The sequence below is a fragment of the Streptomyces sp. NPDC093591 genome (assembly GCF_044764885.1).
Classification (GTDB): Bacteria; Actinomycetota; Actinomycetes; order Streptomycetales; family Streptomycetaceae; genus Streptomyces.
In genome coordinates this window covers 57,756-78,520 of record NZ_JBIWIY010000021.1, presented here as the reverse complement: position 1 = coordinate 78,520, position 20,765 = coordinate 57,756, and the positions used below count along the sequence as shown (strand labels likewise).

17 protein-coding genes are annotated in these 20,765 nt (G+C 72.6%); 12 read left to right on the top strand and 5 right to left on the bottom strand.

Going from position 1 to position 20,765, the window contains the following annotated elements; genetic code table 11:
- Positions 1–57: 57 nt before the first annotated feature.
- On the top strand, positions 58–2,508 hold the full coding sequence (locus ACIREI_RS37360) for a polysaccharide lyase 8 family protein (RefSeq protein ID WP_403342838.1): 2,451 nt from the start codon (positions 58–60) through the stop codon (positions 2,506–2,508).
- Between the two features lie 74 nt (positions 2,509–2,582).
- Here ACIREI_RS37360 and ACIREI_RS37355 read toward each other — a convergent pair whose 3' ends face one another.
- The 3 genes from ACIREI_RS37355 to ACIREI_RS37345 all read right to left on the bottom strand — a co-directional run bounded on the left by ACIREI_RS37355 (position 2,583) and on the right by ACIREI_RS37345 (position 5,256).
- Positions 2,583–3,677: a substrate-binding domain-containing protein gene (locus ACIREI_RS37355; RefSeq protein WP_403342836.1), complete on the bottom strand. Its 1,095-nt coding sequence runs from the start codon at positions 3,675–3,677 to the stop codon at positions 2,583–2,585.
- A gap of 138 nt (positions 3,678–3,815) precedes the next feature.
- A complete protein-coding gene (locus ACIREI_RS37350) occupies positions 3,816–5,036 on the bottom strand; it encodes a helix-turn-helix domain-containing protein (protein WP_403342833.1) in 1,221 nt (406 codons plus the stop codon).
- Between the two features lie 31 nt (positions 5,037–5,067).
- Entirely contained in the window at positions 5,068–5,256 is a 189-nt protein-coding gene (locus tag ACIREI_RS37345; protein ID WP_403342830.1) for a hypothetical protein, read from the bottom strand.
- Positions 5,257–5,485: 229 nt separating this feature from the next.
- Here ACIREI_RS37345 and ACIREI_RS37340 point away from each other — a divergent pair, with 229 nt between their 5' ends.
- The 10 genes from ACIREI_RS37340 (at position 5,486) to ACIREI_RS37295 (ending at position 17,566) form a co-directional block, all read left to right on the top strand.
- On the top strand, positions 5,486–6,478 hold the full coding sequence (locus ACIREI_RS37340; RefSeq protein WP_403342827.1) for a DUF3068 domain-containing protein: 993 nt from the start codon (positions 5,486–5,488) through the stop codon (positions 6,476–6,478).
- A 212-nt stretch (positions 6,479–6,690) separates the two neighbouring features.
- Positions 6,691–7,992, top strand: coding sequence for a glycosyltransferase family 4 protein (locus ACIREI_RS37335; protein ID WP_403342824.1), 1,302 nt, complete (start codon positions 6,691–6,693; stop codon positions 7,990–7,992).
- An 11-nt stretch (positions 7,993–8,003) separates the two neighbouring features.
- Positions 8,004–8,804 carry a class I SAM-dependent methyltransferase gene (locus tag ACIREI_RS37330; protein WP_403342822.1) on the top strand — a complete coding sequence of 267 codons (801 nt, stop codon included), beginning with the start codon at positions 8,004–8,006 and terminating at the stop codon, positions 8,802–8,804.
- On the top strand, positions 8,801–12,961 hold the full coding sequence (locus ACIREI_RS37325; protein ID WP_403342819.1) for an alpha-(1->3)-arabinofuranosyltransferase family protein: 4,161 nt from the start codon (positions 8,801–8,803) through the stop codon (positions 12,959–12,961). The genes ACIREI_RS37330 and ACIREI_RS37325 overlap by 4 nt, the downstream gene beginning before the upstream one ends.
- A complete protein-coding gene (locus ACIREI_RS37320; RefSeq protein ID WP_403342817.1) occupies positions 12,958–14,337 on the top strand; it encodes a condensation protein in 1,380 nt (459 codons plus the stop codon). Before ACIREI_RS37325 ends, ACIREI_RS37320 begins: the two co-directional genes overlap by 4 nt.
- The gene (locus tag ACIREI_RS37315) at positions 14,334–15,092 is read left to right on the top strand and encodes a class I SAM-dependent methyltransferase (RefSeq protein ID WP_403342814.1); all 759 of its coding nucleotides are present in this window, start codon (positions 14,334–14,336) and stop codon (positions 15,090–15,092) included. Before ACIREI_RS37320 ends, ACIREI_RS37315 begins: the two co-directional genes overlap by 4 nt.
- Before the next feature lie 4 nt (positions 15,093–15,096).
- Positions 15,097–16,002 carry a DMT family transporter gene (locus ACIREI_RS37310; RefSeq protein WP_403342812.1) on the top strand — a complete coding sequence of 302 codons (906 nt, stop codon included), beginning with the start codon at positions 15,097–15,099 and terminating at the stop codon, positions 16,000–16,002.
- Positions 15,999–16,211 carry a Trm112 family protein gene (locus tag ACIREI_RS37305; RefSeq protein WP_403342809.1) on the top strand — a complete coding sequence of 71 codons (213 nt, stop codon included), beginning with the start codon at positions 15,999–16,001 and terminating at the stop codon, positions 16,209–16,211. The genes ACIREI_RS37310 and ACIREI_RS37305 overlap by 4 nt, the downstream gene beginning before the upstream one ends.
- 37 nt (positions 16,212–16,248) lie before the next feature.
- Positions 16,249–16,989, top strand: coding sequence for a TetR family transcriptional regulator (locus tag ACIREI_RS37300; RefSeq protein WP_403342806.1), 741 nt, complete (start codon positions 16,249–16,251; stop codon positions 16,987–16,989).
- A 160-nt stretch (positions 16,990–17,149) separates the two neighbouring features.
- A complete protein-coding gene (locus tag ACIREI_RS37295; RefSeq protein WP_403343158.1) occupies positions 17,150–17,566 on the top strand; it encodes a Zn-ribbon domain-containing OB-fold protein in 417 nt (138 codons plus the stop codon).
- A gap of 25 nt (positions 17,567–17,591) precedes the next feature.
- On the opposite strand, the gene ACIREI_RS37290 is transcribed toward ACIREI_RS37295, so the two are convergent.
- Positions 17,592–17,978: a PPOX class F420-dependent oxidoreductase gene (locus ACIREI_RS37290; protein ID WP_403342803.1), complete on the bottom strand. Its 387-nt coding sequence runs from the start codon at positions 17,976–17,978 to the stop codon at positions 17,592–17,594.
- A gap of 53 nt (positions 17,979–18,031) precedes the next feature.
- Entirely contained in the window at positions 18,032–19,252 is a 1,221-nt protein-coding gene (locus ACIREI_RS37285) for a MalY/PatB family protein (protein WP_403342801.1), read from the bottom strand.
- 125 nt (positions 19,253–19,377) lie between these two features.
- Here ACIREI_RS37285 and ACIREI_RS37280 point away from each other — a divergent pair, with 125 nt between their 5' ends.
- Positions 19,378–20,763 (top strand): S1 family peptidase, encoded by a 1,386-nt coding sequence (locus ACIREI_RS37280; RefSeq protein ID WP_403342798.1) that lies wholly within the window; start codon positions 19,378–19,380, stop codon positions 20,761–20,763.
- The last annotated feature ends 2 nt before the right edge of the window (positions 20,764–20,765 follow it).

Here is a 20,765-nt window from a genome sequence, read left to right as displayed (position 1 = left end):
TTCAAGTCGGTATCAACTGTTGAGCGTTTGAACGTTCCCCTGCTAGAAAGCGCCGTCATGACGACTCGTTGGTCACGCCGCGGCTTTCTCGCCGCAAGTACCGGCACCGCTGTCGCGCTCGGCCTGCCCGTTCAGGCGAGCGCCGCGCCTCCTTCCGCCGTAACGGCCGTGGAGGCGGACGAGTTCGCGACCCTGCGGCAGAAGTGGCGCACGCTCGTCCTGGGCGAGGGGTTCAGCCCCACGTCCGAACCGTTCAAGAGCCGGCTCGCCGAACTGGGCAGCAGCGCAGGCCAGTTGCGGGCCTCGATGGCTCCGGCGGCCGGTTCCCTGTGGCCGGACCTGGTGTACGCCGACCCGGAGCCCGACACCGATCAGGAGTCGTACGGCTACTCCGGCAACATGAACGCCAGTTACAGCCGGCTCGCCACGCTCGCCCAGGCGTACTGCCAACAGGGCACGGGACTGACGGGCGACACCGGGCTCAAGGACGCGATCCTCACCGGGCTGGACCACCTCCACTCCGAGGTCTACAACGCGGGCCGGACCCGGTACGGCAACTGGTACAGCTGGCAGATCGGCGCCCCGCAGGCGCTGCTGGACGTCTGTGTGCTGATGTACGAGCACCTGTCGGCGGGGCGGATCGCCGACTACCTCGCGGCGGTCGACCATTTCGTGCCCGACTCGGCGGTCGCCGCCTACACCGGAACCAGCACCGGGGCCAACCGCGTCGACCTGTGCCGGGTACTGGCGCTGCGCGGGATCGTCGGTGCGAACCCCGCGAAGGTCGCCCTGGCGCGGGACGCCCTCTCCCCCGTCTTCCCGTACGTCACCAGCGGGGACGGGCTCTACGCGGACGGGTCGTTCGTCCAGCACACCACCGTGCCGTACACGGGCTCGTACGGATCGGTCCTGCTCGGCGGGCTCGGGATGCTGTTCGCGCTGCTGGCGGGGTCGAGCTGGGAGGTCACCGACGCGAACCGGCAGATCGTGTTCGACGCGGTCGAGAAGGCGTGGGCGCCCTTCCTCTACAACGGGCTGGTGATGGACGGCGTGGCCGGCCGGGCGATCAGCCGGGGGCTGTCCGCGTCCGCGTCCGGCACGAATCAGGTCCAGCAGAACGATCACGTGCGTGGTCATCCGATCCTCGCGTCGATCGTTCTGCTCGGTCAGGGCGCGAGTGCGACGGAGAACGCTCGCTGGCGCGGTCTGGTCAAGGGGTGGCTGCAGCGTGACTACTACAGCCCGCCGATGAGCAATCGGTCGATCGGTCTCACGGCCCTGGCCCGCCTCAAGTCGGTCCTGGACGACACATCGATCACTGCGATCGCCGAGCCGACCGGCCACCGCCTGTTCACCAACATGGCCCGGGCCACGCACCGCAGACCCGGCTGGGCGGTCTCCCTGAGCATGGCCGACCGTCGGATCACGTACTACGAGACCGGCAACGGCGAGAATCTGCGCGGCTGGCACACCGGTTCCGGAATGCTCTACTGGTGGGGCGACACCTTCGGCAACGGCCAGTACAGCGACGCTTTCTGGCCCACCGTCGACCCGTACCGGCTGCCGGGCACCACCGTCTCGCGCAAGGTTCTCGCCGACGCGGCCGGCGGTGACTGGGGTGCGCCGCTGCCCGATGTGAACTGGGTGGGCGGGGCCACGGACGGTCAGCGGGCGGCGATCGGCCAGTACCTCAAGGGCCTGCAGTCCACACTGAACGCGAAGAAGTCGTGGTTCTTCCTGGACGACACGGTCGTCTGCCTCGGCGCCGGCATCAGATGCACCGACGGCACGACCGTCGAGACGACGGTCGAGAACCGTAACCTGGGTCCCACCGGCGGTGCCCCCTTCCTCGTGGACGGCATCACCAAGCCCGCCATCTCCCCCTGGTCGGAGACCCTCACCGGCGCCACCTGGGCCCACATCGGCGGGCACGGCGGCTATGTGTTCCCCGGCGGCGCGACCGTCAAGGCACTTCGGCAGGCGCGGGACGGCCGGTGGAGCGACATCAACAAGGGCGGGTCCACGACGGCGCTGAACCGCAAGTACCTGACGATGTACGTCGACCACGGCACGAACCCGACGGCCGGCACCTACGTCTACCTCCTCATGCCCGGTGCGACGGCTGCCCGGACCCAGGCCCGCGCCGCCGCCACGACCTGGCTGACCGTCCTCGCCAACACCAACGACCGCCAGGGCGTGGCCGTTCCCTCACTGGGCTTCACCGGCGTCAACTTCTGGCTCGGCGGCACGGCCGGACCGCTCGTCGCGAGCAGTCCGTGCTCCGTGATGATCAGCGAGAGGTCCGACGGTACGGCGGTGATCTGCGTGAGCGATCCGATGCGGATGCAGACGAGCCTGACGCTCACCTGGAACCGCGCCGTATCGGCGGTGATCTCCAAACCGGCCACCGTGACCGCGGCGACGACCGGCGCCTCACTGAAGCTCACCTTCTCGGACCTGAGCACGACGAAGGGTGTCACGCAGAGGATCACCGTCCGGCTGGGGTGAGCGGACGGGCCCCGCGTCACGGCCTCGCCGACCGCACATGTTCGCATGGAACGATCAAAACAATCATCGATCGCTCATTCAGTGACCGGTTGTTCACCGCCGCAGGAAGAACGGACCCTCAACTCCGGGAGCAGGTCGAGGTGTTGGCGCGGCCCCGGCTCGCGTCCGTTTCGGCGTTCCGCCAGGCGTTCCAGCAGGAGCTTGGCGGACAGTTCCCCCACCGCGCGGGTCGGGGGAGCGACGGCGGTGAGCGGTACGTCGGAGAGGCCGGCCACCTCGTCCTCGTAGGCGATCAGCGCGAGGTCGTCCGGGACCCGGATGCCGCACGCCTGCAGCCGCGGCACCAGCACGATCGCGTCCTCGTCGCTGTGCACCAGCGCGGCGGTGACGCGCCGCTTCTTCACCCCCTCGACGAGGTAGTCGACGCCTGCCTCGTAGTCCCCGTGTTCGCGCACGGTCGGGGCGCCCTTGTCCACGTCGAGGCCCAGGGCCCGCACGGCCGCCTGGTAGCCGGCGGTGATCTGGGTGGCGTGCGGGCCTTCCTGGAGGACGGCGGTGATCTTGCGGTGTCCGAGGCTCGCGAAGTGGCCTACGGCGACGGCGGCGCCGTGGGCGCGGTCGGTGCGCACCCGGTCGAGCACCGCGGCGGGGTTTCCGGGCGGGGCCAGGCGCTCGACCAGGACGGCGGGCACGTCGTGCTCCAGCAGCCACTTCTCCTGGCCGTTCTCGGGGACTCCGCCGAACCAGCTGGGCGCGGCGAGCAGTCCCTGCGCGCCGCCGGACAGGAGGTGTTCGGCCTGGACGGGGTCCTCGGCGTCGACGTATCCGGAGACCCCCAGGACCAGGCGACCGCCTTGTGCCGCGACGGCCTCGCGGGCGCCGCGGACGATGTCCGCGAAGATGTAGTTGGTCGTCGGGACGATCATTCCGATCACCACGCCCTCGGCGCCCTCCGGCCGCTCCCCCGCCTCGACGGCCGTCTCCCCCGGCCACACCACCGCACCGTGCAGCCGCTGCACCCGGCCCTGCGCGGCGAGCGCCTCCACGTCCCGCCTCAGAGTGACCACCGACACGCCGAGTTCGGCGGCGAGTTCGGAGACCCGGAGGCTGCCCCGATCCCGGACGAGTTCGAGTACCCGCTCATGACGCTGGTCGACGTGCAGTCGCATCGGTTCCCCCTGGGGCAACGGTCGTACGATCCACGGGCACACGCGAAGCGTGATCCCGAGCTGCACACTCTACGCCCACGATCCACTCCCACAATCGTATCGATCGTTTACGATCAATACGATCACCAAGGCGCTCACTCAGGCACTCGGGTCGGTCAGCTCCCCGCGCAACCGGCGTGTCCGCAGGACCAGTTCGAGCTCGAAGCGGCGGTCGGCGTCGTCCAGGTCCTCGCCCCAAAGGTCCCGGATCTGCCGCAGTCGGTTGCGCACCGTCTGGGGATGGACGCCGAGCCGGGCGGCCACCTCGGGCGCGCCGCCCTGCGTCTCCAGCCAGGCGAGGAGCGTCTCGGCCAGGCGGCGGGCCTGTTCCGGTCCGGCCTCGGCCAGCTGGGCCAGCCGGCGGCGCGCGAGGTCGTCGATCAGCTTTTCGGCGGGGAGCAGCACGAGAGCCTCGGCGTGTTCGCTGCAGCGCAGGAGCCGGCCCTGCGGCAGCAGGCCGTCCTGGATCATCCGCGTGGCCGCCGCCGCCCAGTGCAGTGAGGTGGCCGCCTGTGTCACGGGTACGGCGGGGCCGATGGCTCCGGACCAGCCGCCCATGGCGCGGTGCAGCCGCTCGACGCGGCCGGGTGCGTCGGGGTCCGCCAGCACCAGCCGGGGCTGCTCGCCGTCCATGTCCAGGAGGACCTCGTCGCCCAGGGCGGGTGTGACGAGTTGCTGGGCGGGGCGGAGCAGGACGGCCACGGCGACCTCGGCGGGCAGCGGCCAGTCGACGGCGGCGGCGCGTTCGGCGAGGGCGTCGGACGGGTCGGTGCGGTGTTCGGTGAGCAGGAGGTCGACCAGCAGGCGCTGACGACGGATCCGCTCCCCCGCCTGGCCGGCGGCGACCTCGGCGTAACCGCGCACGGAATGGGACACGAGCTCGTCGAGGTACTCGAAGGCGGACTCGGCGAGTTCGTACATCGCCGGTGGCGGAATCTCGACGTTCTGCCCGATCTCGGCGAGGCTGCGCCAGGCGAGCCGTACGTTCAGCCGGTAGATCGCCTGGAGCGAGTCGAGCCGACGCCCCTTGTGTGCCTGATTGCGCCCGAACTCCCGGAATACTTCGGCGAGTTCGCGGGGTCGTTCGATGTCGGTGGTCAGCTGCGCCACGAAGCTCTCCAGTGCGAGCCGGATCGCCAGGAGTGCCTTCGGCACGCCCATGTCGTCGGTCGTCAGCTCCAGGTTCGGGAACTCCTGGCGCATGGTCCGCAGGATGTCCCCCGCGATGTCCGGCACCTGCTCCATGGCCAGGTCGGCGAACCGCCGTACCTGTTCCGGGGGCACCTTGTGCCAGGCGGGGGGCGCGGGCACGGGCACCATCTCCTAGCGATCAGCGATCAGCGATCAGCGATCAGCGGTCGGCGGTCGGCGTGCGTGGCGCGGGAACCGACCGGTCGCCCACCGGATCGGGGAAGGTGACCAGCGGGACATTCGGCTGCTCGGGAGCGGCGGTCAGGGCGGTGACGAGGCCGAAGGCGGCACCCGCGGCCAAGGCGGCGGAGAGTGCGCACGTCAGGAGGGCGGCGACGATTCTGGACATGGGGGCGAGGAGCCTCTCGGTCGATGAGGTTGTCACCCAGCGTTCCGGCCCGGTCCGGCACGATCAGTATTAAGTCAGTGTTGACACCGGGTCAATAGCGGCTTAATTTCGCCGGTCATAACTACTTACTCCCCGGTAGGCCAGATTCGCCCCGGGTGCCCCGGACTGTTCCGCGCCCCGTCGCACAGGTCAACAGTCTGCATCTTTCCGCTGCCACCGGAGTGCCCCCATGCGCCGTACAGCTTCCGTTCTGCCGTTGATTCTGCTCGGTCTGGGCGTCTTCACGCTGGTTCTCGGCCAGCTGCTCGACCGGTACGTGGAGCCACGGGTCAAGCGCACGCCGGTGGACGTCGCGACGGACTCGGTCCTCACCGGGACCGGCAGCTATTTCGACACCGGTGCCCTGCAGACCGTGCACGGGAAGCGGATCACGATCACCCGCCGGATCGTCGGCGACGTGGCCGCCGCCGAGCGCACCGGGAACGCGGTGTGGAACGTCTCCACGCAGATCGACACCCCGACCACGCTGCCGCTTCGGGACCCGCGCAGATCGTTTCAGTGGACCACCGAGCGCTGGGTCACGGACCGGCGCTCCAACCTGCCGGTGCACTGCTGCGGCGAGCAGCCGTCGTTCCGGGGCGACGCCTATCTGAAGTTCCCGTTCGACGTGCAAAAGCGCACCTACCAGTGGTGGGACGGCGTGCTGGGCGGGGCCGTACCGCTGAAGTTCTCCGGGACCGAGAAGGTGCTCGGACACGAGGGCTACCGGTTCACCGGCGCCGTGGCGCCCAGGCGGACGGGCGTCACCCGTGAGGTGCCCGGATCGCTGGTGGGACGGCCGAAGCAGCGGCAGGTGGCGGCCGAGCAGTGGTACGCCAACGCCGGGATCGAGCTGGTGGTGGAGCAGCGCACCGGCCGGATCATGAACGCCCGTCTCGCGCCGAGGATCACGCTCCGGGCTCCCGGCGCCTCGTCCGACGCCGTCACGCTGCTGGCGAGCGACCGGGTGGAGTTCACCGAGGCGACCCGGCGCACCCAGGTGGCTCAGACCGCGCGCGACAGCCGGCGACTGGAGGTCCTGGGCGAGACCGCGCCCACGCTCGCCACCGTCGCGGGCGGTGTGCTCATGGCTGCCGGAGTGGCGTTCCTGGTCGGGGGACGGCGGCGCCGAGCCGTGCAGGAGGACTCACAGAGTGTCGACAGGACTCACACAGGTGACTGATCCGGAGGCCCAAGCAGGGACAAATTGTCACCTGCGTGCGTAGTCAGATCGAACGCCGAATCCGAAAACTGGCGTTACCAGCCAGTAAATCCGCGTTCTCCCGGAACCGGCCCAACCGTCACCCTCCGTCCCCGCCCGGCGTGTCTCCCCCGGACGCCCGGCTCCGCACCCCCCGCATCCCCACCCCCCGCATCCGACGAGTTGGAGCAACGATGCCCCAGCACGCTTCCTCCCTGGTTCCCGGCCAGGAGAAGATCGCCCCCGCTCATCCCCGCACCTCTCATCCCCGCGCCGCCGGCCGCCGTACTCCCGGCGCCGACGTCACCGCCTCCGGCTCGTCCCCGTTTCCGCGCCGGATCGTCTTCCTCGCCCGCCGCGACCTGGACAACCCCGCCGCCGGCGGCTCCGAACTCCTCGTCGACCGTGTCGCCGACGGCCTCACCGCCGCGGGCCACCAGGTCACGCTGCTGTGCGGCGGCCCGGCCGCGTACCGCGACTACCGCGTGGTCTCGGCGGGCGGCGACGCCGGTCACTTCCTGCGCGCCAAGCGGGCGTTCGCCCGTCAGGTCGGCGACTGCGACCTCCTGGTGGAGGTGTGCAACGGCATGCCGTACCTGGCTCCGCTCTGGCACAAGGGGCCGACCCTGTGCCTGGTGAACCATGTGCACACCGACCTGTGGGACATGCGCTACCCGGGCCCCATGGCCCGGTTCGGCCGCAGGCTGGAGCACTGGGCGCTGGCCGGCCCGCACCGCGACAGCCTCACGGTCGCCGTGTCCGACTCCACCGCCGCGGCCCTGCGCGCCATCGGTGTTCCGCCGGACCGGATCAGGGTGGTGCACAACGGCGTCGACGCCCCCGGTCCGTTGCTGCCCAAGGCCTCCGAGCCGCTGTTCGTCGCGGTCGGGCGGCTGGTCGAGTACAAGCGGATCGATCTGCTGCTGCGGCTGTGGGAGCGGGTGCGTCCGGTCACCGGCGGGCGGCTCGTCATCGTCGGTGACGGCCCCGAGCGGGAGCGGCTTCAGACGATGGCCGGGCCGGACGTGGTGTTCACCGGCCGGGTCTCGGAGGCGGAGAAGCACCGGCTGCTGTGCCAGGCGTGGCTGCTGCTGCATCCGTCGCTGGTGGAGGGCTGGGGCCTGGTGGTCACCGAGGCCGCCGCGCGCGGCACCCCGGCCGTCGGCTTCGACATACCCGGGCTGCGGGACTCCGTCGTGGACGGCGTGACGGGCGTGCTGGCCGGGGGCGAGAGCTCCTTCGCAGCCGCCTGGTGCACCCTCGCGCTCAGCCCGGAGCGCCGTAGGGTCATGGGCCGTGCCGCCGAGGCGCGTGCCGGGAACTTCCGGTGGAGCAGCACCGTCCGCCAGTTCCGTGAGGTGGCCACGGAGGCCTGGCGCACGGTACGGCCCGCGCCGGGCGGCTCGCCCATGGCACCCGGCGTGCCCCTCCCCCGCATCGCGCCCGGTCCGAGCGTCTCCTCGGCGGCCGTTGCCGAGCTTCCCGACGGCGCGTGAGGTGACCGCACATGACTGAGGTCACCGAACGTCCCCTCAAGGACCCCTCCCTGCGCCGGTCGCTCACCCTGTTCCGCGCCTTCATGCGGGAACAGACCGACCCCGGCCACTGCTACTCGCTGCTGGCGCGTGACGCCGTCGCCCAGGTGGCACGCCACACCGACCTGCGGGGCCGGCTCGTCCTCGACATCGGCGGCGGCCCCGGCCACTTCACCGAGGAGTTCCGCCGCCGCGGCGCCCACGGCTACCTCTTCGAGCCCGACCTCGGCGAGTTGGCCTCGCGCGGTCGCCCGCCGGAGGGCTCGGTGGTCGCCGACGGCTATCTGCTGCCGGTACCCGACGGTGTCGCGGACGTGTGCTTCTCCTCGAACGTCCTGGAGCACGTGGCCGACCCGGAGACCTTCCTCAGCGAGATGGTCCGGGTGACCCGGCCGGGCGGGCTGATCTACCTGTCGTTCACCAACTGGCTCTCCCCGTGGGGCGGTCACGAGACGGCGCCCTGGCACTACCTCGGAGCGCACCGGGCCCGCGAGCGATACCGGCGCCGGACCGGCCGCGAGGCCAAGCACACCGTCGGCGAGAACCTCTTCCCCGTCCACGTCGGCCCCACCCTGCGGCAGGTGCGCGGACGCGACGACGTGCGCGTCGTCTCGGCCCGGTCCCGCTACTGGCCCTTCCTCCCGGGCGTCGTCGCCCGGATCCCCGGACTGAGAGAGATCGCGACCTGGAATCTCCTGCTGATCCTGCGCCGCACCGGATCCGAGGCGTCGCCCGTCGGCAGCCAGGCACGTTCCAGCGAGGCACCTTCATGAGCACCACCGTCCAGGCTCCCGCACATGCCGCCCCCGCACCCCCGCCGACGGCCCCGGCCGTGCAACGGCGCGGTCGACGCCTGCTGTTCGGGTTCTGGGCGGCCGTGCTGGCGGCCTTCCTCTCGGTGTCCCCGGGAAGGATGACCTTCGAGACGAAGCTCGGTGTGGCCGCCGATCCGCTGAGGTTCCTCGGCGACCTGGGTCAGCTGTGGCACGACCGGGCGGGCTTCGGCGGCATATCCGACCAGTACGTCGGCTACGCCTTCCCGATGCTGCCGTACTACGCCCTGACGGACCTGCTGCACGTGCCGGTGTGGCCGGCCGAGCGGCTGTGGCTGTCGATCGTCGTGACCACGGCGTTCTGGGGTGCCCTGCGGCTGGCCGAGCGACTGGGCGTGGGTTCGTCCGGGACCCGGCTGCTCGGCGCGGTGGCGTACGCGCTGTGGCCCACGTTCACCGTCGTCGTCGGCTCGACGTCCGCCGCCGCGCTGCCGGGTGCCCTGCTGCCCTGGGTGCTGCTGCCCCTGACCTCCACGACGCTGAGCCCGCGCATCGCCGCCGCCCGCTCCGCCCTGCTCATCCCCTGCATGGGCGGGGTCAACGCCGCCTCGACTCTGGCCTCGCTGCTGCCGGTCGGCCTGTATCTGCTCAGCCGCCCGAAGGGCCGCCGGCGCCGTGCCCTGCTCGCCTGGTGGCTGCCCGGTGTGGTGCTGGCGACCGCCTGGTGGACGGTGCCGCTGCTCCTTCTGCGTTTCTACGGCGAGGACTTCATGCCGTACGTCGAGCAGGCGGACACCACCACGGCCACCATGTCGGCCACCGAACTGCTGCGCGGCGCGGGCAACTGGGTGGCGTATCTCCACTTCGGTGAGGCGTGGCTGCCGGCGGGCTGGACCGTGGCCGCGTCCGTCGTCACCGTGCTCGGCTCGGCGTTCGCCGCCGCCCTGGGCCTGGCGGGTCTGGCCCGCCGGGACGTGCCCGAGCGGCGCTGGCTGCTGCTGACCGTGCTGGCCGTCGCACTGATCGCCCTCGCCGGATACGGCGGCTCCCTCGGCGCGCCCTTCCACGAGACGGTGCAGGGGTGGCTCGACGGTCCGCTCAGGCCGTTCCGCAACATCTACAAGTTCCAGCCGGGGCTCGCCCTCGCGCTCGCCCTGGGCCTCGCGCACCTGACAGGGGTGCTCGCCGAGCGCCGGGGCACCCGGGCGTCGCGCTCGCGCCGCCACCTTCCGGTGGTCGCCGCGCTGCTCGTGCTGCCGGGCCTCGCGTGGCCGTACGTGAACGGCGGCATCCTCCAGCCGGGCGCGTTCACCAAGCTGCCCTCGCACTGGGAGCAGGCCGCCGACTGGCTGGACGAGCACGCGGGGGACAGCCGGGCCCTCGTCGTACCGGCCACCGCGCACGGCACCTACACCTGGGGCTCCCCGATCGACCAGCCCTTCGACGTGCTGGCGAAGACCCGGTGGGCGCAGCGTGACTTCGTGCCGTTCGGCACCGCGGGTTCGCGCCGGGCGCTGGACGCGGTCGAGCAGGCGCTGATGTCGGGGGGTGAAGTGCCGGGCCTGAAGGCGTACTTGGCGCGGGCCGGGCTGCACGAGGTGGTCGTGCGCAACGACCTCGACCCCGACCAGATCGGTTACGTACCGCCGCAGACGGTGCGGCGGACCCTGGAGGCCTCCGGCTACCGCAAGGCCGCCGGCTTCGGCCCGCTCGTGACCGCCGGACGCATCCCCGCCGGCACTCCGGTCCAGGTGCAGGGCCTCTACCCGCGCCTCCAGGCGGTCGAGATCTACGAACCCGAGGGTGCCGCCGACCGGCCGGGGCTCGTCGGCGTCGACGCTGCCGCCGACACGGCCGTGGTGAGCGGCGGTCCCGAGGCGCTGCTCCAGCTCTCCGCCGACCCGGCGCTGCGCGACCGGCCCGCCGTACTGGCGGGGGACGCCCACCCCGGCGTCGACACGCCGGCGGTCAAGGCCGAGGCCGACGGGATGCGCCGCGCCGACACCCGCTTCGGCCTGGTCAACTCCAACACCTCGTACACCTATACCGCCACCGAGCGGAATCCTTCCGGCAGTCTCCAGGACCCGGGCGAGCAGCCGAAGCAGATCCTGCCCACGCAGGGCGCAGGGCATCAGACGACGGCCGTCCTGCGCGGTGCGGCGTCGGTGACCGCGTCCAGCAGCGGCAACTGGCTGTTCCAACTGCCGCAGTACGACCCGGTGAACGCCTTCGACGGCGATCCCGGGACCGCGTGGGCAGAAGGCAGCCCGGGTGAGCCGGCCGGCCAGTGGCTGCGCGTCGACTTCACTGCGCCGACCGACATCCCGGCGTCTCTCCGGCTGACCCCGCTGCCCACGGACGCCACGCGGCCCGCTCCCACCCGGGTGCGGATCGAGACGGACCGGGGTGCGGTCGACAGCACGCTGCGGCCGGACGGTGAGCGGCAGTCGGTTCGCGCACCCGAGGGCCGCGCGCAGTGGCTGAAGATCGAGATCCTGGACGCCGAGTCGGCGCGCCCCGGGCTGTCCGGCGCCGGATTCTCCGAGGTGACCGTGGAGGGGGTGAAGGTGACCCGGCTGCTGGCCCTGCCGTCCGACGCCGAGCGCGTCCAAGCCGACGCGCAGGTGTACTCGCTGCACCGCGGCACCGACCCGGGCGGGCTCGCTCCTGCCTCCACGGAAGCGGGACTGCACCGGCAGTTCCACACCCGCAAGGACACCGGCGCGTACGACGTGTCGGCCCGGGCGGTGGCCGTGCCCGGTGACGCGCTGGACCGACTGCTGGACCGCGTCGCGCCGCAACAACGGCAGCGGATCACCGTGTCCGCCGACTCCACCAGCCGCAGCGGCCTCGCGCTCGGCGCGCGCAACCTGGTGGACGGCGACCTGACGACGGCCTGGATCGCCGGGGACCGGCCCGTGATCCATCTGAGCTGGCGGGGCAGGAAGAAGATCGACGAGATCGTCCTCGGTGCGGCGGGCGGCCTGTCCTCCCGCCCCGAGCAGGTGCGGATCAGCTCGCCGCACGGCACGGCGACAGCCGACGTGGACTCCGACGGGCTCGCGCGGTTCGACGCGATCACCACCGACCGCCTCGACATCACGGTCACCAAGACCGCACCGCTGACCCTCTACAACCCCGTCGCCGACGAACGGCTCCAACTGCCCGTGGGCCTCAGCGAGGTGTACCTTCCTGCGCTCGCCGATCTGCGTGTACGGCAGCCCGCGCCCGACGCCCGCTTCTCGCTCCCGTGCGGACAGGGCCCGGCGCTCGACGTCGACGGCACGCTCCACCCGACGCAGGCGTCCGGGCTGGTCCGCGACCTGACGGAGCGTCGGCCCGTGAAGGTGGAGCTCTGCGCGAGCGGCGAGGCCAAGGGCGGCAGCGTGGAGCTGGCCTTCGGCAGGCACCGTGTGGCGGCCGGTGACACCGGACCGCTCGCGATCACGGACGTCACGCTGTCCCGGGGCGAGCCGCGTGCCGTCTCCGCCGCGGCGGCCCGCGAGGTCACCGTGCGGAAGTGGACCGGCGACAGCCGGACGGTCTCCGTGTCCGCCGGGTCGGGCGAGGCGTCGTACCTGCGGACCTACGAGAATCTCAACGACGGCTGGAAGGCCACGCTGAACGGCGAGGAGCTCACGCCGGTCCGGCTCGACGGCTGGCAGCAGGCCTGGCTGATCCCGGCCGGGCAGTCCGGCACCGTGCATCTGGAGTACGAGCCCGCGGGGCTGTACCGGACCGCGCTGATCGGCGGGGCGGTCGGTGTCGCCGCGCTCGTGGCGCTCGCCTTCGTGGGTCGGCGGCGCTCCGCTGGAACTCCGGCCGGGCACATGGGAGTTGCCCCCGCGCCGGGGCTGCTCCTCGGGACAGTGGCGCTGACCGCCGTCGTGGCGCTGGTGGCGGGACCGCTCGCCCTGGTGGTCCCGGCGCTCGCGCTGGTCGCCCGGCTGCGGCCCGGCGCCCTGGTCCCGGTCGCCGCGGTGGCCATGGCCGGGGCGGGGATCGCCGCGGCGACGGGGGCGGGCGCGCCGGTATCCACAGATCGCGGGGCCTTCGGTGCCCTCGCTCAAATGCTGGCGGTCGTGGCCCTGTCCGCGGCGGTCGTGACGATCGGCCCGGGCAGGGCGGGGAGCGGCGAGAGAGGCGGTGAGCGATGACCGCGCCGGCGAGCGATTCCCTCACCGGGCGTGGCAGAGGCACGGTTTCGGCGCGGCTGGCGTTCCCGGTCGTCGACGAGGTGTCCCGGCACTGCCTCAGCGACGACGAGCCGGAGACCGTCCACATCGAGGTCCATCTGCCCGGCCGGCCGGACGCGCGGCGGTTGTGGGAGGCGTTCCGCCGGGCGCTGCTCGTCCACTCCCGGGTCCTCGTACGTCAGGCGCCGCACCGCTGGTACCGGCGGTCCTACGAGTGGGAGCTGACCGGCGCGCCGGACGTGGACCCGGTGAGTTTCGCCGGGCCGGGGCCCGATGCCCTGGCCCGGGCCCGCGCCCGGTCGCTCGCGCTGTGCCCGCCGCTGTCCGAGTCGCCGCCGGTGCGCCTGGAGGTGGTCGCCCTGGACGCCGTACGGTCCGTCCTGCTGCTCACCCTCCACCACACCGCACTCGACGCGCCGTCCGGGTTGCGGGTGCTCGCCACGACGGCCGCCCTCTATGCCGGGGACGGCGCGCTCCGCGGAGGGGAGGGCACGGCCACGCCACCGACCGCGCCCGTGCGCCGAGCGCCCGCCGGACGGCACAGGGGCGGCCGTACGCGAGGCGCCCGGCCCGCACGGCTGGCCCCCGACACCGCTGCCCGGCCCGGGCGAGCGAGTGCCGCGGCGAACGGCATGCTCCTGCTGGACCTGCCCCTGCCGTCACCGGACCCGGCCGCTGAGTGGACCGTCAACGACCGACTCCTGGTCGCCGCCTCCCTGATGGTGAGCCGCTGGAACCGGTCGCACGGCAGACCCGGCCGCCCGGTACGGATCACCATGCCCGTGGACGACCGTTCCCGCGACCTGGCGATGCCCCTGGGGAACGGGACCCGGCTCGCCGAGGTGCCGATGACGCCCGAGGACCGGTCCGACGCACCGCGGCTCCTGGCAGCGTGTCCCGATCCGGCGGCCGTGACCCGGTTGCTGCACACCACCGCCCGGCGCACCCGCGCCCTGAAGTCGCAGGCGAGCACACCGCTCGGGCCGGGCGCGGCCCTGCTGACGGCCCCGCTCCTGCCCGTCGGGGTGCGCGGCGCGCTCACGCGTGGGATGCGTCGGGCCGTCGCCCCATGGGCCTCGACCCTGCTGCTCAGCAACATCGGGCGGGTGCCGTATCCGCTGGACTTCGGCGAGGCGGGGCGGGCCAGTGCCGTGTGGTTCTCCGCGCCCGCCCGCATGCCGCGCGGACTGAGCCTGACGGCGGCCTCCACCGGCGGACGGCTGCACATGACGCTGCGCTGGTCGCGCGACCTCCTCGACCACACGGCGGGCGCCGCCCTGGCCCGTCTCTTCGAGGACTGCCTCTTGCTGACGTACGGCCCTCGGAGCACGCCATGACCACATCACCGCCGTCCCCGACCACCACGGCTCCCGCACCGGGACTTCGGGACTTCTACGAGGACCCGGCCGTACCGGTCGCCTCCGGGGAGGACCGCAGCCTGCGGCAGGCGCGGATGCTGGCCCGCGCGCTCGGTCCGGTAGGACCGGGCCGCCCGCCCGCCACCGTGCTCGACGTGGGGTGCGGGGACGGATCGGCGGCGGCCGTCGCCTCGCGTGTCCTGGACGGGCACCGGATCGTGGGCGTCGACTGGTCGCAGGACGCGCTGCGCCGGGCCGCGCGGCGGCTGCCCGGCGTGGTGCGCGGCCAACTGTCCGACGGTGGGCTTCCGTTCGCGTCCGGCAGTGCGGACGCGGTGCTGTTCAGCGAGGTGGTCGAGCACCTCGTCGACCCCGACGGCGCCCTCGACGAGCTGCGCCGGGTGCTGCGGCCGGGCGGCCATCTGATGCTCTCCACGCCGAACCTCGCCGCCTGGTACAACCGGGCACTGCTGCTCGGCGGGGTCCAGCCCGTCTTCTCGGAGGTGAGCCTGCGCCGCGTCCACGGCAGGCCGGGCAGCCAAGTGGTGGGCCATCTGCGGCTGTTCACGGCGCGGGCGCTACGGGAGTTCGTGACCGCGTCCGGCTTCGAGGTCGTACGGCTTCAGGGGGCTCCCTTCCACGGGGTTCCGCGTCCGCTGCGCCCGCTCGACCGGCTGGCCTGCCGGCTGCCGTCGCTCTCCTCGATCCTCCTCGTGCACGCCAGGCGGAGGTAGCGCCGTGGTCTGGGGAGTGCTCGCGGCGCTGCTGGCGAACGTCCTCTACAGCACCGGGTTCGTGCTGGAGAAGCGGGCGTTGGCCGGGCTGCCGCCGCTGCGCGCCGCACGGCCGGGCCGGGCGCTGCGGCTGCTCGCGGGCAGCCCGCTGTGGATCGGCGGCGCGCTGGCCCTGGCCCTGGGCTTCACCGCGCAGCTGGCCGTCTACCGGGTGCTGCCGATCGCGGCGGCGCAAGGGCTGTTCGTCTCCGGGCTGGTGCTGCTGCTCCTGCTCTCCTCGGTCGTGCTGGGCGAGCGCCTGACGGCCGCGGAGCTGCGGGGCCTGGCCGTCATCGGGCTGGCGCTGCTGATGACGGTGGCGTCGCTGCACGACAGCACCGAGCCGATCGCCCGCACCGCTGCGACCGGCACCCTGCTCGCCCTGTGCGTACCGGCACTCGCCCTCGGCCTGTGGCTGTACGGCACGGTCGAACGGCGGGCCCGGCGGCGCCATCGGACGCCGCCGACGGGTGTGGGGTACGCCGTGGCGATCGGGCTGCTGTACGGGGTGAGCTCGCTCGCGGTCAAGGGCGTCTCGGGCCGGCTGACCACCGCCGGGCTCGGCGACGCCGTACCGGCCCTGCTCGCCTCCCCCTACCCCTACCTCCTGCTCGTCACCGGGGCCTTCGGCCTCGTGCTGTCGCAGAGCGCCCTGCAGCGTTGCCGGGCCTCGCTGATCGTGCCCGTGTGCACCACCGTCACCTGCGTGTTCAGCGTGGCGAGCGGCACGGTCGCGTTCGGCGAGCCGCTCCCGCAGGACCCGCTGCGGCTGGCCCTGCGCCTGGGTGGCACCGCGCTCGCCCTGGCCGTCGTCCTCACCCTGCCGCGTCACGACGCGCACCGCCCCGCCTCCGGAGGGAACCGCTCATGAAGCCCGACGACCCGCTGCTGAAGATCCTGGTCTGTCCCCTCGACAAGGGCCCGCTGATCCTGGACGGACCCGGCTCCGCGCTCTACAACCCCCGTCTGCGCCGCCGCTATCCCGTGATCGACGGCATCCCCCAACTGCTGCCCGACTCGGGCGAACCGGCGACGGACGAGGAACTGGCTGCACTCAGTACCCTGCCAGCAGCGCACTGAGTGCCATGGGCCTCGCTCTGGTGCTACGTTCCCGTCCATGAGCACCAGCAGCGCGTCGCCCGGCCGCGACGAGAAGACGGAGGCCGGGGCGGCGAAGCCCCCGATGCGGGAAGCGCTGGTCGCGGCCGCTTTCCAGCTGTTCCTGGAGCGGGGCTACGAGCAGACGACCGTCGACGACATCGTGGCGCTGGCCGGCGTCGGACGGCGGTCGTTCTTCCGCTACTTCCCGTCGAAGGAGGACGTGGTCTTCCCCGACCACGAGCGGTGCCTGGCCGACATGACGGCCTTCCTCGCCGCGAGCGGCGAGGAGCACGAGCCGGTGCGCCGGGTGTGCGACGCGGCCCGGCTGGTGCTGCGCATGTACGCGGAGAACCCGACCTTCTCGGTGCAGCGCTACCGGCTCACCAAGCAGGTGCCGGGGCTGCGCGCCTACGAGCTGTCGGTGGTGTGGCGCTACGAGCGCGCCCTGGCCGAGTATCTGCGGCAGCGCTTCGCCGGCCGGCGCGACGGGACCCTGCAGGCCGATGTGATCGCCGCCGCCGTGGTCGCGGCGCACAACAACGCGCTGCGCTCCTGGCTGCGCTCGGACGGCCAGGGCGACGCGAGCGCCGCGGTGGACCACGCCCTGGGGTATGTGCAGACCGCCTTCGGCGCCGCCCCTCCCCCGCGCCCCGCCGACGGCGAGCAGCCCGAGGACGTGGTCGTCGTCGTGTCCCGGCGCGGCGCCCCGCTGTGGCGGGTGGTCCAGGAGATCGAGGCCACGCTCGGGCGCGGCTGATCCGAAATCCCGCACAGTTTTAGGGTACGGAGTGCCTTTACGTGTGGCACTGAGTGCCATACTCTGGGCGCCGTGCACGGTGGCACGGTGAACCGCGCACGTGCGTGCACGGGTGTCCCGCGCACGTGGGATTCCGGCCGAGCGCAGGGAGTTGACCAGCGTGTACCACCACTCAGGAAGCGTTGTTGCTCGTCAGACCGCCGGTTCCGCGACCGGCGTACTCGACGCCGCGGCCCCGGGCACGGAGGCCGTCCTCTTCCAGCGCTGCACCTGGTGCGGCACCGCGATGTACCACCGGCTGCTGTGTCCGGTCTGCCAGGGCAGTGACCTGCGCACGGAGCGCAGCGAGGGCGTGGGGACGGTGCGCCACTCGACGGTGGTCCACCGCAACACCCCCGCCGCGCGCAATGTGTCGCTCGTCGAGATGGCCGAGGGGTTCGTCGTGCGCGGCCGGGTCATGGGCCCGCCCATCGGCATCCACAGCGGGGACCGGGTCCGGCTGTCCACGGCGAAGGACCCGGTCCGGGGCGAGCCGGTGTTCCAGCTGATCGACGAGCCCTACCGGGCCTGGACCTGAGCTCTCCGCGACGTAGGCCGGAAGGTCAGGGCGTCAGCGTGATGCGTATGCCGACCGTGCCGTCGGCACCACGGCGCAGCCGGCTGCCGAGCAGTGTGAGGCGGCCGGTGATCCCGTACTTGCGGGCGATGAGCCGGCGGTAGCGGGCGCTGGTCGCCTCGTCGCAGATCTCGGCCGTGGCGGGGACCTGGTCGCCGGTGGGCCTGCCGCGCAGGTCGCAGGGGCCGACGAGGACGTCGCCGCGGGCGCGGATGCGCTTGACCTTCCAGGAGTCGGCGACCGTCCACACACCGAGTGCGTCGGCGTCACGCACCACCCAGACCGGCGTGGCGACACCGGTGCCGTTCTTGCGGTAGCTGGTGATGAGCAGGTACTTGCCCGCGCCGAGCTGCTCCAGCGACGTGTCGTCCATGGCGGGAAGTGTAGGCAGGGGCGGTCGCGGTGCCGACCGGCGCCCCCACCCCCCTACCGTCCCTCTCCATGCCCCCGGCCCGTGCCGTCCCGGTCGAGTGCCGCCGCCATCCGCCGTACGCCCTCCCTGATCAGCTCCGGCGACGTCGCCAGGTTCATCCGTACGTGCCCGGCTCCTCCGGTGCCGAACGGGATCCCCGAGTTGAGCGCCACCCGGCCGCGGCGCAGGAAGACGTCGGCCGGGTCGGCACCGTCGCCGAGGCCAAGGGCGCGGCAGTCGAGCCAGGCGAGGTAGGTGGCCTCGCCCGGGCGGTAGGTGATCGCCGGGAGGTGCTCGGCCAGGAGGCCGGCGAGCAGGCGCCGGTTGTCGTCGAGGGCGGACAGCAGGGCGTCGAGCCAGCCGGTGCCGTCGCGCAGGGCGGCGGTGTGGGCTATGACGCCGAGGTGGCTGGGCCCATGACTGACCTCTTCGGGCATACGGGCCAGGTCGGCGGCGGCCGCGGGGCCGGCGACGGCCAGGGCCGCCTTGAGACCGGCCAGGTTCCACGCCTTCGACGCCGACATCAGCGACAGCCCCCGCTCGCCGCCCGGGACGCTCAGGTACGGCACGAACCCGGCACCGCTCGCGGTGATCGGTGCGTGTATCTCGTCGGCGACGACGCGCACGCCATGGCGGTCGGCGAGGGCGGCCACGGCGGCCAGTTCGTCGGCGGTGTGCAGGGTGCCGGTCGGGTTGTGGGGGCTGCACAGCAGGTAGGCGGCGCGCCGGCCGGTGGCGACCGCCCGGCGGAACGTTTCATCAAGAGCGTCGGGATCGATGCGCAGATCCGCCCCCAGCGGGGCCTCGATCACCCGCCGGTCCATGTGCTCGACGAACTGGTAGAACGGCGGATACACGGGTGGGTTCACGACGACCGAATCGCCCGGCCCGGTGACCAGTTTGAGCATTTCGACCACACCGAGCATCACGTCCGGCACGATCGCCGTCCGCTCCACGGCCAGCCCGTCCCAGCCCCACCGCTTGGCCGCGAATCCGGCCAGCGCCTCGGCGTAGCCGGTGCCCGCCGGGTAGCCGGTGTCGCCGAGTGCGAGGGCGTCGGTGAGCGCGCGGAGGACGGGTTCGGCGAGCGGTACGTCCATCTCTGCCACCCACAGCGGCAGCACGTCGTCGGGGTAGGCGCGCCACTTCACGCTCGTACGGCGCCGGAGCCGGTCGAGGGTGAGTGCGCGAAAGGGGTTCGGTTCACCGGACGTCACGTGCGGGATCCTGGTCATGGGGCCCAAAGATAGACGGCGTGCGGTGAACGCGGGCGGGCCGGGCCGCGTATGGAGAGAGGGTGCTCAACTCCGGGAGGGCCCCGCGGCGTTGCCGCCGCGCTGTACTGGTTCGGGAGCCATGCATGAGGCACGCACGACGACGTCTCGTCCGGCGAGTGACACGGCTGGCGGCCGTCGGCGGACTCCTCCTCGGAGGAACGATGGTCACACACGCCGTGGCGAGCGAACCCCCCGACGGCTCCACCGGCCCGCGCACCTACGCCGCTTCGCCCGCCGGCACCGGCACCGGCACCGATCTGGTCTCCCGCCTGGGCTCTTCGCGGACGGCGGGCACTTGGATCGGGTCCGACGGCAAGCCGGTCGTCGCGGTCACCGACGAGGAGGCAGCCGCCGAGGTCCGGCAGGCCGGTGCCGAGGCGAAGATGGTCGACCACAGCATGGAGGAGCTGAAGTCGGCCACATCGACGCTGCGTTCGGCTCCCCGAGTGGCCGGCACGGCGTGGGTCATGGACTACCGGTCCAACGAGGTGGTCGTGCGGGGCGACAGCACCGTCTCGGCCGACGACTGGTCCCGGATGACCAAGCTCGCCGACGGCATGGGCGACTTCGTCCGCATGGAGCGCACCGAGGGCACGTTCACCACGCGGCTCAACGGCGCGCTGCCGCTGCTGTCGACCGCCGGGCGCTGTTCGGCCGGCTTCAACGTCACCGACGGGGAGCGCGACTTCATCCTCACGGCCGGGCACTGCGGGCCGGACGGTTCCGTGTGGTTCGCCGACAACCGGGGCACCCAGCAGATCGGCCGGACCGTCAAGCAGAACTTCCCCGGCGCCGACTACTCCCTGGTGGAGTACGCGAGCGGGGAGGCGGGCGCCGGCGCGGAGGTCGTGTCCATCGGGGACGGCAAGGGTGTGCGGATCACGGGCCTGGCCGATCCGGCTGTGGGGCAGCGGGTGTTCCGCAGCGGCAGCACCAGTGGACTGCGCGACGGCGAGGTGACCGCGGTCAACGCGACGGTCAACTACCCGGAGGGCACGGTCACGGGACTGATCGAGACGAACGTGTGCGCCGAACCCGGGGACAGCGGTGGCCCGATGTTCTCCGAGGGGATCGCTCTGGGCGTGACGTCGGGCGGCAGCGGCGACTGCAACGCGGGCGGTACGACCTTCTTCCAGCCGGTGACGAAGGCGCTGGACTCGCTCGGCATGAAGCTGATCGTCGCGGCGCCGAGCGGCGCCGGACAGCCGAGCGGCTCCCCCGCTCCGACGCCGTCCGCGTCGGCCACGCAGAGCGCGATCGCGCCCGATGCGGCGTCGCCCGGCTCGTCGACCCCGATCATCAACGTCGATGCGTCGACCCTGCTGTCCCGGCTCGCGGACCCGAAGAACGTCGGGCCCGGGCTGCTGGTCATCGCGGGGAGCATGGTCGCGCTGGTGGCGACCCGGTTCATCCGCGCCGAGCAGGATCGCAAGGCGTACCGGCGCTACTACTCGGCGACCTGGAGCTGACG

Excerpts from the sequence above, each read along its gene's own strand:
- ACIREI_RS37335 (WP_403342824.1), top strand. The coding sequence starts at position 6,691 with ATGCCCCAGCACGCTTCCTCCCTGGTTCCCGGCCAGGAGAAGATCGCC.
- ACIREI_RS37300 (WP_403342806.1), top strand. The coding sequence starts at position 16,249 with ATGAGCACCAGCAGCGCGTCGCCCGGCCGCGACGAGAAGACGGAGGCC.
- ACIREI_RS37340 (WP_403342827.1), top strand. The coding sequence starts at position 5,486 with ATGCGCCGTACAGCTTCCGTTCTGCCGTTGATTCTGCTCGGTCTGGGC.
- ACIREI_RS37330 (WP_403342822.1), top strand. The coding sequence starts at position 8,004 with ATGACTGAGGTCACCGAACGTCCCCTCAAGGACCCCTCCCTGCGCCGG.
- ACIREI_RS37305 (WP_403342809.1), top strand. The coding sequence starts at position 15,999 with ATGAAGCCCGACGACCCGCTGCTGAAGATCCTGGTCTGTCCCCTCGAC.
- ACIREI_RS37320 (WP_403342817.1), top strand. The coding sequence starts at position 12,958 with ATGACCGCGCCGGCGAGCGATTCCCTCACCGGGCGTGGCAGAGGCACG.
- ACIREI_RS37355 (WP_403342836.1), bottom strand. The coding sequence starts at position 3,677 with ATGCGACTGCACGTCGACCAGCGTCATGAGCGGGTACTCGAACTCGTC.
- ACIREI_RS37285 (WP_403342801.1), bottom strand. The coding sequence starts at position 19,252 with ATGACCAGGATCCCGCACGTGACGTCCGGTGAACCGAACCCCTTTCGC.
- ACIREI_RS37345 (WP_403342830.1), bottom strand. The coding sequence starts at position 5,256 with ATGTCCAGAATCGTCGCCGCCCTCCTGACGTGCGCACTCTCCGCCGCC.
- ACIREI_RS37350 (WP_403342833.1), bottom strand. The coding sequence starts at position 5,036 with ATGGTGCCCGTGCCCGCGCCCCCCGCCTGGCACAAGGTGCCCCCGGAA.
- ACIREI_RS37315 (WP_403342814.1), top strand. The coding sequence starts at position 14,334 with ATGACCACATCACCGCCGTCCCCGACCACCACGGCTCCCGCACCGGGA.
- ACIREI_RS37290 (WP_403342803.1), bottom strand. The coding sequence starts at position 17,978 with ATGGACGACACGTCGCTGGAGCAGCTCGGCGCGGGCAAGTACCTGCTC.
- ACIREI_RS37360 (WP_403342838.1), top strand. The coding sequence starts at position 58 with ATGACGACTCGTTGGTCACGCCGCGGCTTTCTCGCCGCAAGTACCGGC.
- ACIREI_RS37280 (WP_403342798.1), top strand. The coding sequence starts at position 19,378 with ATGAGGCACGCACGACGACGTCTCGTCCGGCGAGTGACACGGCTGGCG.
- ACIREI_RS37325 (WP_403342819.1), top strand. The coding sequence starts at position 8,801 with ATGAGCACCACCGTCCAGGCTCCCGCACATGCCGCCCCCGCACCCCCG.